This is a genomic window from Pseudorhizobium marinum (assembly GCF_000705355.1).
GTDB classification, from domain to species: domain Bacteria; phylum Pseudomonadota; class Alphaproteobacteria; order Rhizobiales; family Rhizobiaceae; genus Neorhizobium; species Neorhizobium pelagicum.
In genome coordinates this window covers 1-12,981 of record NZ_JMQK01000009.1, presented here as the reverse complement: position 1 = coordinate 12,981, position 12,981 = coordinate 1, and the positions used below count along the sequence as shown (strand labels likewise).

Sequence of the window (12,981 nt, the reverse complement as noted above, 5' to 3'; positions counted from 1 at the left end):
CGCTATTTCGAGGAGATGGTGACGAAACGGCCGCCGCGCACGCGCACCGTCGTCTCGCAGGGCTTCTCGTCGGTCCGCTCGCAGAAGCGCGGGTGCATCTTCAACACGAAGACCATGTTGCCGAAGCGCTTGATGAAGTCGTAGCCGTAGATGCGGGCGGTGGCGATCATGAAGTAGCCGCCCTCCTTGGCCCGCAGATAGAAATTATAGGGGCAGCCGTCTTCGTTGCAGTCCTTGCCGCGCACGCCGTTGCAGGTGAGCTCGCCATGGTTGGTCAAGGCGTCGACGATGCCGTCATTGTTGATGTCGAGGCGGGTGAGGAAGCCACTGCCGAACTGGGCGGTCGCGCATTGTTTGCGGAAATGATCCTTCTCGTAGATCTCCGGATCGTTCAGCAGTTCCTGCTGGGCCGATGCGGCGGCAGGCAGCAGGGCCAGAATCAGGATTTGGGCGGCGATCATCAGGTATTTTTTCATGGCGGCAGCTCCTTGACCCTCTTCGCCTCAGTCGACAGCACGCGTAAGAAGGCAAATTCTTATCTGCAGGCTAGCACCCCGCACTTGTGCGACGCTGGTGGCCTGAGCCGTTCGGAGGTGGAAGTGCTGACTGTCCTCAACTACGCAGGCGTCGTCGTGTTTGCGGCAACCGGCGCCCTTGCCGCGTCGCGCAAGCAGCTGGACCTGATCGGTTTCCTGTTTCTCGCCGCCATCACCGGTGTCGGTGGCGGGACGCTGCGGGACCTGTTGCTCGGCCAGGTGCCTGTGTTCTGGGTCGTCGAGCCGAATTACATCGTCGCCTGCGTCGCGACCGGCGTGGTGGTGTTCTTCACCGCGCATCTGATCGAATGGCGATACCGGCTGCTGATCTGGCTCGATGCGATAGGACTTGCCGCCTACTGCGTGATGGGTGCGGCGCTGGGGCTTGCCGCCACCGGATCGCCGACAATCGCCATGGTCACGGGAACGCTGACCGCCACCTGCGGCGGGGTGCTGCGCGATCTGCTTGCCGAAGAGCCTTCCGTCCTGCTGCGGCCAGAGATCTACATCTCGGCGGCACTGGCCGGGGCCGGGGCCTTCACGGCCGCCGATGCGCTCGGCTTTCCGGCGCATGTCAGTTCGGCAGCAGGCTTTGCGGTGGCGCTTGCCCTGCGCGGCGGTGCGATCCATTACGGATGGACGATCCCGCGCTACCGGCCGCGGCCCGGTCGGGATCCCGACGATGCCTTGAAGAAACGGTGAAGGCCGCTTCAGGCCTTCTTTTCGCGCAGCCGGATCACGACGTCCACATGCGCAATTTCCATGCCCTGCGGCGCTTCCGGCAGATTGCCGATCTCGATGTTGTTGATCGGGATGTCGAGCACCTCGTTGCGGCCCTCGACGAAGAAGTGGTGATGGTCGGACACATTGGTGTCGAAATAGGTGCGCGCGCCCTCCACGGCGAGAACGCGGATCAGACCGGCCTCGGTGAACTGGTGCAGCGTGTTGTAGACGGTGGCAAGCGATACGGGAACATCGGCATCGATGGCCTCGTCGTGCAGCTCCTCCACAGTCAGATGGCGGTCGCCCTTGGCGAAGAGGAGATCGGCAAGCGCCACGCGCTGGCGGGTCGGCCGCAAGCCGCAGTCGCGCAATCTCGTCTCAATGCTGATCATGGCGTCTGCCATCTTGCCGTTATGCCCCACGTCTGTCCGCAATACGCTATCTTGACTTGCGGATATAACTTTTGCGGCCGCAGCTTTCAATAGCCTGCAAGGGCAGCAAAAAATGGATAATTGACGCGGGGCCTCTGGTTTGGCCTGCAGGCTTCCTATATGCGAACGAAAGATTGCGGCCTTCCGCCCTCGCATCCACGCGAGAACCTGGGCCGAGAAATGATCGTTGTGCTTCAATTTCTGCCGATTTTGCAATAAAGGTCGCACATCGGCATGAGGGGGACCTGATTTACATGACAGAAAGACAGTCGAGCTTCAGCTACGAAGAGATCCTTGCCTGCGGACGCGGCGAGCTGTTCGGTCAAGGCAATGCGCAGCTTCCGCTGCCGCCGATGCTGATGGTCCACCGCATCACCGATATCTCCGAGACCGGTGGCGCCTTCGACAAGGGTTATATCCGTGCCGAATACGACGTTCGTCCCGACGACTGGTATTTCCCCTGCCACTTCCAGGGCAATCCGATCATGCCCGGCTGCCTGGGCCTCGACGGCATGTGGCAGCTGACCGGCTTCTTCCTCGGCTGGCTCGGCGAGCCGGGCCGCGGCATGGCGCTCTCCACCGGCGAGGTGAAGTTCAAGGGCATGGTTCGCCCCGAGACCAAGCTGCTGGAATACGGCATCGACTTCAAGCGCGTCATGCGCGGCCGCCTTGTGCTCGGCACTGCGGACGGCTGGCTGAAGGCGGACGGCGAAACCATCTATCAAGCATCCGACCTGCGCGTCGGTCTGTCAAAAGACAAAGACGCCTGAGCGTCCCTGCGCCATGGTTCTAGCAAGCAGAAAAGGTCCATAAGATGAGACGGGTTGTAGTCACGGGTCTTGGCATCGTGTCCTCCATTGGTAACGACGCCTCCGAAGTCACCGAATCTCTTCGCCAGGCAAAGTCCGGCATCTCCTTTGCTCCTGATTTCGCCGAGCACGGATTCCGCTGCCAGGTCTGGGGCAAGCCCGACCTCGACCCGACGGATCTCGTCGATCGCCGCGCCATGCGCTTCCTGAGCCAAGGCGGAGCCTGGAACCACGTCGCCATGAAGCAGGCGCTGGCGGATTCGGGCTTGGAGGAGAAGGACTACAGCGAGAACGAGCGCACCGGCATCATCATGGGCTCGGGCGGCCCCTCGACCCGCACCCTGATCGAAGCCGCCGACATCACCATCAAGAACGGCAGCCCGAAGCGCATCGGCCCGTTTGCGGTGCCCAAGGCCATGTCCTCGACCGCCTCGGCGACGCTGGCCACCTGGTTCAAGATCCACGGCGTCAACTACTCGATTTCCTCGGCCTGCTCGACCTCCGCGCATTGCATCGGCAATGCCGCCGAGATGATCCAGTGGGGCAAGCAGGACGTGATGTTTGCCGGCGGCCACGAGGATCTCGACTGGACGATGTCGAACCTGTTCGACGCCATGGGCGCCATGTCCTCGAAGTACAACGACACGCCCGCGACTGCATCGCGCGCCTATGACGTCTCGCGCGACGGTTTCGTTATCGCCGGCGGCGCCGGCGTGCTGGTGCTTGAGGAACTGGAACACGCAAAGGCCCGCGGCGCCAAGATCTACGCCGAGATCGTCGGCTATGGCGCGACTTCCGACGGCTACGACATGGTGGCTCCCTCCGGCGAAGGCGCCATCCGCTGCATGCGGCAGGCCCTTGCCACGGTGAAGGGCGATGTCGACTACATTAACACCCACGGCACCTCGACGCCGGTCGGCGACAGCAAGGAGATCGGCGCCATCCGCGAAGTGTTCGGCGACAAGATCCCGCACATCCAGTCGACGAAGTCGCTGACGGGGCATTCGCTTGGCGCCGCCGGGGTACAGGAATCGATCTACGGCCTCCTGATGATGCAGGAAAAGTTCATCGGCGAAAGCGCGCACATCGAGACGCTGGATCCGGAATTCGAAGGCGTGCCGATCGTGCGCAAGCGCATCGACGATGCGAAGATCGATACCGTTCTGTCCAATTCCTTCGGGTTCGGTGGCACCAATGCCACGCTCGTCTTCCAGCGCATGAACGGATAAGATCTGATGACGGGTATCATGCAGGGGAAGCGCGGCCTGATCATGGGGGTCGCCAACAATCACTCCATCGCCTGGGGGATCTCCAAGGCACTCGCCGCGCAGGGAGCCGAACTGGCGTTCACCTATCAGGGCGAGGCCCTGGGCAAGCGGGTCAAGCCGCTCGCCGCAGAGCTTCAGTCGGATTTCCTGCTGCCCTGCGACGTGGAAGATCTGGCAACCGTCGACGCCGCATTCGAGGCCATCGGGGAGCGCTGGGGCAAGCTCGACTTCATCGTCCATGCCATCGGCTTTTCCGACAAGAACGAACTGAAGGGTCTCTACGCCGACACCACGCGGGAGAATTTCTCGCGAACGATGGTCATCTCGTGCTTCTCGTTCACCGAGATCGCCAGGCGCGCTGCCGGACTGATGAGCGATGGCGGGGCGATGCTGACGCTGACCTACGGCGGCTCCACGCGGGTGATCCCGAACTACAACGTGATGGGCGTTGCCAAGGCCGCACTGGAATCCTCCGTGCGCTACCTGGCGGCCGATTACGGACCACAGGACATCCGCGTCAACGCCATCTCCGCAGGCCCGGTCCGCACGCTTGCCGGTGCCGGCATTGCCGATGCCCGCGCCATCTACTCCTGGAACCAGAAGAACGCACCGCTGCGTCGCACGGCGACGATCGAGGACATCGGCGGATCGGCGCTCTACCTGCTCTCCGACCTGTCACGCGGCGTCACCGGCGAAATCCACTATGTGGACGCCGGCTACAACATCACGTCGCTGCCGACCCTCGAGCGCCTTCGCAAGGCCGACGTCGAGTAACGACGGCGGTCAGTTGGGTGCGTTTTCGACGATCGCCTCGGCCTCGGCCTTGATTGGCTTGTACTTGAAGGTGGCACAGACGATCCCGTGATCGTTCGTGCCGCTTTCCTTGTGGTCGTCGTAGTGCAGATGGTCGTTGTTGATCGTCAGTCCGTCGAACATCCAGATCCGTCGCCGGCTGTTGTCGTAAAATTCCTCGCTGACGAAGATGTGGTCGAGAGACTCCATCGCATCCTGATAGATGTGCGTGTAGTAGATGTCGCGCGTGCTGCGATACTCCTGGAGCGTCTGCGCCGTGTAGAGGGCGACATCGCCGCCGCCGAGCGAATCGCCCACCAGGAAGCGCGGCTGGCCGGTCAGGATATTGGCCGTATTGCTGAGCTGCCCATCGTTGACGTCTCCCAACACGATCACGCCGGTTCTCGTCCCCTTCATCTGCTCCGTCAGCATGAAGCGCAGTGCGGCCGCTTCGGCCGTCCGCCGGATGGTGGAAATTGCCGAACCCAACGCCGTGGCGTGCTTGCTGTAGACCGGATTGTCCTTGAACCAGTCTTCGCGACCGACCTGCGTCGGCGCCTTCGACTTGAAATGGCAGACATAGACGTGGACATCCCTGTGTTCGTCACGCGGCCGGATCGTCAGATGCAGCACCGGCCGGGAGAAACTGTCGATGCTGACGCTGATGGCGGGCGTCTGCGCATCATCGCCGGAGCTCTGCAGCACGAAATCCTCGGGGAACTGCACGATCCAGTCGGGTGAGCCCGACATCAGCCCCTTTCTGACGAGCGCCGCGCAGACAATCCGCCCGCCATCGGCGTCCGGCGGTACGACAAGATCATACTCATCAGAAAGTCCCGACGCCTCGACGGCGTCCGACAACGCCTGCGCGTGCCAGAGCTCCTGGAAGCCGAAGACATCCGCTCGCAGCTGCCGGATCGCCCGCTGCGTCCAGTCGATCTTCAGGTCGTACTGATCTTCGGTCCAGCCTTTGCCCGTATAGATGGGCAGGCCCGGCTGGTTGAGATTGTAGAGATTGAACGTTGCAATGCGAAGCTGCTTCAACCGCATGGGTTTATCCTCCAGTCACCCTCTTCCACTTCTGCGGGAGAATGCTGGCAGAGAACCTCTACACGCGTGTGACAGCTTCCACCGGGTCTATTTGCGTGCCTGGAGGATCTTGAAGCGGGCGTTGCGGCACAGCTCGCCGCTCTCCTTGAACACCTCGGCCATGACCGGCTCGTAGGGCAGGCCGCGGTTGGCGACGAGCATCAACCGGCCGCCGCTCCGCAAGGCGCCGGCAGCTGCCCGGATCATCGCCTTGCCCAGCTCGGGATCGGCCGCCTGCGCCTCGTGAAACGGTGGGTTCATGATCACCAGGTCGTATTTTTCCTTGGGCGGCTCGCTGCTGAGGTCCTGCCAGAAGAAGCGGGCCTGCAGCTCGGGGCAGTTGCGGGCCATGTTCGTCTTGGCAAACTCCAGCGCCCGGTAATCGGCCTCGAAGAGATCGATGCGGTTCACGCGCGGCGAGACCTTGGCCAGGGCCACCGACAGGTAACCCCAGCCGGCGCCGAAATCGGCAGCATTGCCGTCGAAGTCGGTCGGCAGACGGCTCACCAGAAGCTCCGAGCCCGGATCGATCCGGTCGTGCGAGAACATGCCCGGCGCCGCCTCGAAGCGGCCTTCGATCTGGACCGTCGGCTTCGTCAACGCAGTAATCGTCGCTTCTACATGCTTGGGCCGCGCAAACCAGATCGCGACGCCGTGATACTTCGGCGTGTAGTCGAGATCGATCTCCAGCTTCAGAAGCGTCGTGCGCAGTGTCTGGATGCCGTCTTCCTTGCCGCCGGCGATGACGATCATGCCGCCTTCGGTGACGCGCTGCAGAGCCTCGGCAACGCGTGCCTCGTTCTCGCCGCGATGCTTGCCGCACAGCACCAGCGCCATGTCGTAGCCCTCGCCTTCGGCGAGCGGCACCGCGCCGTCGCCAAGGGTCCTGAACAGCGGCCGGAAGGGCTGGACGGCGGAGATGGTTCCGGAGAAGCCCTCGGGCAGCGGATGGCCGCCCTCGGCGCCGAGGAACAACACGCGGTCGCCCTCGGCCGGCACCGGTACGGCGCCGGTGGCGAAGGGATGGAACAGGGTCTTCAGTGCGTCACGGCTCATCGCGGCTGGCTTTCCATGGATAGATACAGAAAAGGCGCGGAAATTCTCCCGCGCCTCCAGGATCGGATACGAGGCGCCTTATTCGGCAGCTTCGCCTTCAGCCTTCTTGATTTCCTGGCCAGTGGCCTGGTCGACGACCTTCATGGACAGGCGAACCTTGCCACGCTCGTCGAAGCCCATCAGCTTGACCCAGACCTTGTCGCCTTCCTTGACGACGTCCTGGGTCTTGGCAACCCGATCGGCCGCCAGCTGCGAGATGTGCACCAGACCGTCACGGGCACCGAAGAAGTTGACGAAGGCGCCGAAGTCGGCCGTCTTCACGACGGTGCCTTCGTAGATGGCGCCGACTTCCGGCTCGGCAACGATCGAGTGGATCCACTTGCGGGCCGCTTCGATCTCCTTGGCGGAGGACGATGCGATCTTGATCGTGCCCTCGTCGTCGATGTTGATCTTGGCACCGGTCTTCTCGACGATCTCGCGGATGACCTTGCCGCCGGAACCGATGACTTCACGGATCTTGTCGACCGGGATCTGCATGACTTCGATCCGCGGAGCGAATTCGCCCAGCTGGCCGCGGCTCTCGGTGATGGCGTTGGCCATTTCATCGAGGATGTACTTGCGGCCGCCCTGTGCCTGGCCGAGTGCGACCTTCATGATCTCTTCGGTGATCCCGGCGATCTTGATGTCCATCTGCAGCGAGGTGATGCCGTCAGCGGTGCCGGCAACCTTGAAGTCCATGTCGCCGAGGTGGTCTTCGTCGCCGAGGATGTCGGAGAGAACCGCAAAGCGCTCGCCTTCCAGGATGAGGCCCATGGCAATGCCGGCAACCGGCTTGGCCAGCGGAACGCCGGCGTCCATCAGTGCAAGCGAGGTGCCGCAGACGGTTGCCATCGAGGACGAGCCGTTCGACTCGGTGATCTCGGAGACGACACGCAGCGTGTAGGGGAACTGCTCCGGCGTCGGCAGCATCGGACGGATGGCGCGCCATGCGAGCTTGCCGTGACCGATTTCGCGGCGGCCCGGGGAGCCCATGCGGCCGGTTTCACCAACCGAATAGGGAGGGAAGTTGTAATGCAGAAGGAAGCGTTCCTTATACATGCCCGTGAGCGAGTCGACATACTGCTCATCTTCGCCGGTGCCGAGCGTCGCGACGACGATCGCCTGCGTCTCGCCGCGGGTGAAGAGGGCCGAACCGTGGGTGCGCGGCAGGATGCCGACTTCCGAGACGATGGCGCGAACCGTTTCGAGGTCACGACCATCGATGCGGCTCTTGGTGTCAAGAATGTTCCAGCGGACGATCTTCGCCTGCAGGTGCTTGAAGACGGCGCCGATGACTTCGCTCGGATACTTCGGCTCTTCGCCTTCCGGGAAGAAATGCGCCTTCACCTTCGCCTTGACGGCGTCGACGGCTGCATAGCGCTCGGCCTTCTGCGTGTTCTTGTAGGCAGTGCGCAGTTCGGCTTCGAAATGCTGCAGCATTTCGGCTTCGAGAGCGGAATGATCTTCCGGCTCGAATTCGCGCGGCTCCTTGGCAGCCACTTCGGCGAGCTTGATGATCGCGTCGATGACCGGCTGGAAACCGCGGTGGCCGAACATGACGGCGCCGAGCATGACGTCTTCGTTCAGTTCCTTGGCTTCCGATTCAACCATCAGGACCGCGTCGCCGGTGCCGGCAACGACCAGGTCGAGGGTCGATTCATCCATCTCGTCGAGATGCGGGTTGAGGACGTATTCGCCGTTGATGTAGCCAACGCGCGCGCCGCCGATCGGGCCCATGAAGGGAACGCCCGACAGGGTCAGCGCAGCCGAAGCGGCCACCATCGCCAGGACGTCCGGATCGTTCTCGAGGTCATGCTGGACGACGGTCACGACAACCTGCGTCTCATTCTTGTAGCCGTCGGGGAAGAGCGGGCGGATCGGACGGTCGATCAGGCGGGAAACCAGCGTTTCCTTTTCCGACGGACGGCCTTCGCGCTTGAAGTAGCCGCCCGGAATCTTGCCGGCGGCATAGGTCTTTTCCTGGTAGTTGACGGTCAGCGGGAAGAAGTCCTGGCCCGGCTTGGCGGACTTGGCCGACACAACGGTGGCCAGAACGACGGTTTCGCCATAGGTGGCGAGAACGGCGCCGTCAGCCTGACGGGCGATCTTGCCGGTTTCCAGCTTGAGCGGGCGGCCTGCCCACTCGATTTCAACGGAATGCGAATTGAACATATCTTGTCCTCTAAAGCGCTGCCGATGCCACAGAGACGGCACGGCGCGCGGTGTTGACGCGACACGGGCAAGACAACGGGAGGCTTTCTGCAGATGGAGGCTCGGAGCGTCCATTCATAGGCGCCAGGCATGGCCTGGCGAAAGCATCCGGCAATCCTGCCCCATGGCAGGTCAGCGGTTGATTTGGCGAAGCCGGCCCATCCGGTTCTCGCCAGTCGCGGCCTCTGGGGCCACCCTTCGGTCTCCCGAAGATTAAGAAAAGCGGGCGCCTTTTGAGGAGGCGCCCGCCAGAAATTGTTAGCGGCGAATACCGAGGCTACCAATCAGCTTGGTGTAACGGCCTTCGTCCTTCTTCTTCAGGTAGTCAAGAAGCGAGCGACGGCTGGAAACCATCGCGAGCAGGCCACGGCGGGAGTGGTTGTCCTTCTTGTGGCCCTTGAAGTGTTCGGTCAGGTTGTTGATGCGCTCGGTGAGGATCGCAACCTGGACTTCCGGCGAACCGGTGTCGCCTTCGACAGTTCCGTATTCCTTGATCAGCGCGGTCTTGCGCTCAGCAGTAATCGACATCGGAAGGTCCTTTCTTAATGAGGATCATTGGGTCGCCAAGGGCCGGGATGTCGTCCAGCCATGGCCGTGGAAGCAAAGAGAAATGCCAAGGGTTTACGGCCCGGGCATGCCATGCTGGCGCTGCCTATACTCCATTAACCCCCGGAATGGAAGGGGCCAGCGGCAGTTCAGCCGAAGACGCGTTTGGGGCGGAATTCGCCCTGGCCGATCTCGCCGATCGCAATCAGCCGTCCGCGCGCCGTCGCATAGGCATCCGCCTCTTCGAGAGGCGCGTCGCGTCCGCGCACGATGATCGGATTGCCCATGCGCAGCCGATGGGCCTGATCGTCGGTGATGGGAAGATGCGGCAGGCTGGAGAGCGCTTCCGCGGTGTCGATCAGATAGGCGTCGAGGGCAGCCAGGCGTTCGTCGCGGTCCTCGATCTCCTCGAGCGCCACGAGATCGGCGAGCGGCACCATGCGCTCTTCCGAAAAGGGCGCGACGAAGGTCCGGCGTAGCTCGGACACATGGCCGTAGCAGCCGAGGTCGCGGCCGAAGTCGCGCGCCAGCGAACGGACATAGGTGCCCTTGCCGCATTCGACCTCGAACAGGGCGCGGTCCGTCTCCGCCTTCAGCAGGGTGATGCGATGGATCTCGACCTCGCGGGAGGGGATATCGACCGTCTCGCCATCGCGGGCCAGATCATAGGCGCGCTCGCCGGCAATCTTGATCGCCGAAAACTGCGGCGGCACCTGATTGATCGTGCCGGTGTAATTGGGCAGGAGCGCGCTGATTTCCGCTTCCGTCGGGCGCTTGTCGGAGGTGAGCGTCGCTTCCCCCTCGAGATCATCCGTCGAGCGTTCCTCGCCCCAGCTGACGGCGAATTCATAGACCTTGCGGCCATCCATCACGTAGGGAACGGTCTTGGTGGCATCGCCAAGCGCGATCGGCAGCATGCCGGAGGCCAGCGGGTCGAGCGTCCCGGCATGACCGCACTTCTGGGCATTGAACAGCCACTTGATCTTGGAGACGGCTTCCGTCGAGCCGAAGTCTTCGGGCTTGTCGAGGATCAGCCATCCCGAGACGGGGCGGCCCTTGGGTTTGCGCGGTTTGGACATCTTGTCTTCTTATTCTTCGTCTTCGGAGGCCGTCCCGTCGAGATCGCGTCGGACCTCGGGTGACCGCAGCAACTGGTCGATCTTCTGGTAGTTGTCGAAGCTGGTGTCGTCGCGGAAGCGAACCTCCGGCATGTACTTCATCTGGCGCAGCTGGCCGGAAAGCCGACCGCGGATGAACTTGGCATTCTTGTTCAAGGCTGCGATCACGGCTTTGTGATCCGGCATGCCCAGCGGCGTGACATAGGCGGTGGCGATCTTCAGGTCCGGGGACATGCGCACTTCGGAGACGGAGATGACCGTCTTTTCCAGCAGGTCGTCGCGAACCTCGCCGCGCTGCAGCACCTGCGTGATGGCGGCTCTTACCTGCTCGCCAACGCGAAGCATGCGCTGGGATGGCGCCGAGGAGGTGGCTTTGGTCATTGTAATTCTCTTCTGGAGCGATTTTCGCGGTGCCATGCCCAAGGGGCGGCACGACGCTCGTGTCAAGTAAAGGCGTCAATGACTCGTGCCGGGGCAAAGGTCAAGGACGGTCTGTCATCCAAATGTCATTCCGCGGCGCAAAAGACATGCCTGGCTGCTCCTGTTTCTCCTGCCATCTTGACGACGGTCGGGAAATGGACAAGTAGAGCATCTTCTCCGTGCCGCAAATCGCGTGGATCAGAACATGGTGCCGGGCCCCTCTGGCGAGAGTTTTACGGCGCTCTCGCGATGTCGGTACCGCCTGCAATAAGCCGGCGGACTTTAACTCATGATTTTCAATTCTCTGGTCTGCAGCAAAGCCGACAATGGCATTGCTGGATCCATCTCGTATCAGTCTTTCTCCCGGGAGGCACGGGCATGAGCCAGCCACAGTCCCACACCTCGATCTATGGCTACTTCAAATGGTCGTTCATCGTGACCGTCGTCGGCCTCCTGCTCGGGGCCGCTCTCGGATGGCAGTCCACCGGCACCATCGGCGGCATGCTGACGATCTTCTTCATCTGCGCTGTGCTGGCCGTCCTGGAAATCTCGCTGTCCTTCGACAACGCGATCGTCAACGCCAACAAGCTGAAGGACATGACCCCCGTCTGGCAGCATCGCTTCCTGACCTGGGGCATCCTGATTGCCGTCTTCGGCATGCGGATCGTGTTCCCGCTGCTGATCGTTGTCGTTGCCGCGGGGATTGGCCCCGTCGATGCCATCGTGCTCGCAGCAAGCCGGCCGGAAGAATATGCCCGGATCATGAATGATGCGCATCTGCCCATCGCCGCCTTCGGCGGCACCTTCCTGATGATGGTCGGCCTCACCTATTTCTTCAATCACGAGAAGGACATCCACTGGATCTCCATCATCGAGAAGCACATGTCGCGATACTCGACCATCAAGGGTATCGAGATCGCCTTTGTCCTGCTTCTGGTCCTGCTCTTCTCCAGCATGCTTGAGGGCGAAGACGCAGACACGTTCGTGATGTCGGCGATCTACGGCCTTCTGACCTTCCTTGCCGTAGAGCTTGTCGGCGGCCTGCTGGACGCGTCCCAGAAAACCATGACGGAAGTGGCCCGCGGGGGCCTCGGCGCCTTCATCTACCTGGAGGTGCTGGACGCAAGCTTCTCCTTCGACGGCGTCATCGGCGCCTTCGCCCTGACGCAGAACCTGTTCGTGATCGCCATCGGTCTCGGAATCGGCGCCATGTACGTTCGGTCGATGACCATCATGCTGGTGGAGAAGGAGACGCTGACGCACTATCGCTACCTAGAGCATGGCGCCTTCTACGCCATCCTGATCCTGTCGGTGATCATGTACGTGCAGACGCTCTACCACATTCCGGAAGTCATCACCGGTCTTGGGGGCGCCACCCTGATCGGCATCTCGCTGTGGTCCTCGCTTCGCTACAACAAGCAGGAGCGACAAAGGGAAACTGATCTTGCCCGCGGCCAGATCTGACGGCTATACGAATAGTTGACAATAAGAAGGGGTCCGCGGGCCCCTTCTTACTGTCCAGACTTGACAAACAATCTTCAAAAGCTTTGCTGATCTGAGACAGGTCTTGAGAAGCGAAGCCGGTCACGGAGGCTGGATGCGTCGACTGAAACTGTTGTCTATGTCGTTTGCCTGCCTGCTCGCAGCGCTCGCCAGCGTATCGCTTCTGCTCCAGGAAATCCGGGTGCTGTTTCAGCCGCAACGCGCCGAGGCCGGGTTCTACGACCACATCGTTTCGGGCGGAATGCAGTATGCGCCTTCCAGCTATTCCCGGAAACTGGTGCTCGGCGACTGCAGCTTCGCTCTCCTCACCATTGCCCGTGCCGGCGGGGCCGAACAGCAATCGGCCTTGGCGCGCAGTTGCGAGCAGATCAGCCAGGAGATCGCAGGCGCGATGCCGACCAATTCGCAAGCCTGGTATGTCAACGCTCTCTCCCATGCAC

General features: G+C 62.1%; 14 protein-coding genes. 6 read left to right on the top strand and 8 right to left on the bottom strand.

Annotated features, from left to right (window positions below; genetic code table 11):
- Positions 1-2 precede the first annotated feature (2 nt).
- Positions 3-476, bottom strand: coding sequence for a hypothetical protein (locus tag EO99_RS0112410; RefSeq protein WP_029618962.1), 474 nt, complete (start codon positions 474-476; stop codon positions 3-5).
- Positions 477-593: 117 nt separating this feature from the next.
- Between EO99_RS0112410 and EO99_RS0112405 the strand changes: the two genes are divergently transcribed.
- On the top strand, positions 594-1,238 hold the full coding sequence (locus tag EO99_RS0112405) for a trimeric intracellular cation channel family protein (protein WP_029618961.1): 645 nt from the start codon (positions 594-596) through the stop codon (positions 1,236-1,238).
- Positions 1,239-1,246: 8 nt separating this feature from the next.
- Here the strand turns inward: EO99_RS0112405 and irrA are convergent, their stop codons facing one another.
- Complete coding sequence (irrA, locus tag EO99_RS0112400) at positions 1,247-1,663, bottom strand: iron response transcriptional regulator IrrA (RefSeq protein ID WP_029618960.1); 417 nt, start codon at positions 1,661-1,663, stop codon at positions 1,247-1,249.
- Between the two features lie 281 nt (positions 1,664-1,944).
- Between irrA and fabA the strand changes: the two genes are divergently transcribed.
- Genes fabA through fabI form a run of 3 tightly spaced genes read left to right on the top strand, consistent with a single transcriptional unit; the run spans position 1,945 to position 4,541 of the window.
- Positions 1,945-2,460, top strand: a complete 516-nt coding sequence (gene fabA, locus EO99_RS0112395; RefSeq protein WP_029618959.1) for a 3-hydroxyacyl-[acyl-carrier-protein] dehydratase FabA — start codon at positions 1,945-1,947, stop codon at positions 2,458-2,460.
- 44 nt (positions 2,461-2,504) lie between these two features.
- Entirely contained in the window at positions 2,505-3,728 is a 1,224-nt protein-coding gene (fabB, locus tag EO99_RS0112390; protein ID WP_029618958.1) for a beta-ketoacyl-ACP synthase I, read from the top strand.
- A 6-nt stretch (positions 3,729-3,734) separates the two neighbouring features.
- Positions 3,735-4,541, top strand: a complete 807-nt coding sequence (gene fabI, locus EO99_RS0112385) for an enoyl-ACP reductase FabI (protein WP_029618957.1) — start codon at positions 3,735-3,737, stop codon at positions 4,539-4,541.
- A gap of 9 nt (positions 4,542-4,550) precedes the next feature.
- Here the strand turns inward: fabI and EO99_RS0112380 are convergent, their stop codons facing one another.
- From EO99_RS0112380 to rbfA, 6 genes are all read right to left on the bottom strand, one after another.
- Positions 4,551-5,609: an endonuclease/exonuclease/phosphatase family protein gene (locus tag EO99_RS0112380; protein ID WP_029618956.1), complete on the bottom strand. Its 1,059-nt coding sequence runs from the start codon at positions 5,607-5,609 to the stop codon at positions 4,551-4,553.
- Between the two features lie 87 nt (positions 5,610-5,696).
- A complete protein-coding gene (locus EO99_RS0112375) occupies positions 5,697-6,704 on the bottom strand; it encodes a class I SAM-dependent methyltransferase (protein ID WP_029618955.1) in 1,008 nt (335 codons plus the stop codon).
- A 78-nt stretch (positions 6,705-6,782) separates the two neighbouring features.
- Positions 6,783-8,915, bottom strand: a complete 2,133-nt coding sequence (gene pnp, locus EO99_RS0112370; RefSeq protein WP_029618954.1) for a polyribonucleotide nucleotidyltransferase — start codon at positions 8,913-8,915, stop codon at positions 6,783-6,785.
- 297 nt (positions 8,916-9,212) lie between these two features.
- Positions 9,213-9,482, bottom strand: coding sequence for a 30S ribosomal protein S15 (rpsO, locus tag EO99_RS0112365; protein WP_029618953.1), 270 nt, complete (start codon positions 9,480-9,482; stop codon positions 9,213-9,215).
- Between the two features lie 167 nt (positions 9,483-9,649).
- Positions 9,650-10,579, bottom strand: coding sequence for a tRNA pseudouridine(55) synthase TruB (truB, locus tag EO99_RS0112360; protein ID WP_029618952.1), 930 nt, complete (start codon positions 10,577-10,579; stop codon positions 9,650-9,652).
- Positions 10,580-10,588: 9 nt separating this feature from the next.
- Entirely contained in the window at positions 10,589-10,999 is a 411-nt protein-coding gene (gene rbfA, locus EO99_RS0112355; protein WP_029618951.1) for a 30S ribosome-binding factor RbfA, read from the bottom strand.
- 417 nt (positions 11,000-11,416) lie between these two features.
- Here rbfA and EO99_RS0112350 point away from each other — a divergent pair, with 417 nt between their 5' ends.
- Positions 11,417-12,502: a DUF475 domain-containing protein gene (locus EO99_RS0112350; RefSeq protein WP_029618950.1), complete on the top strand. Its 1,086-nt coding sequence runs from the start codon at positions 11,417-11,419 to the stop codon at positions 12,500-12,502.
- Positions 12,503-12,635: 133 nt separating this feature from the next.
- On the top strand, positions 12,636-12,981 hold a 346-nt coding region (locus EO99_RS25680), incomplete at its 3' end, for a hypothetical protein (RefSeq protein ID WP_156034759.1).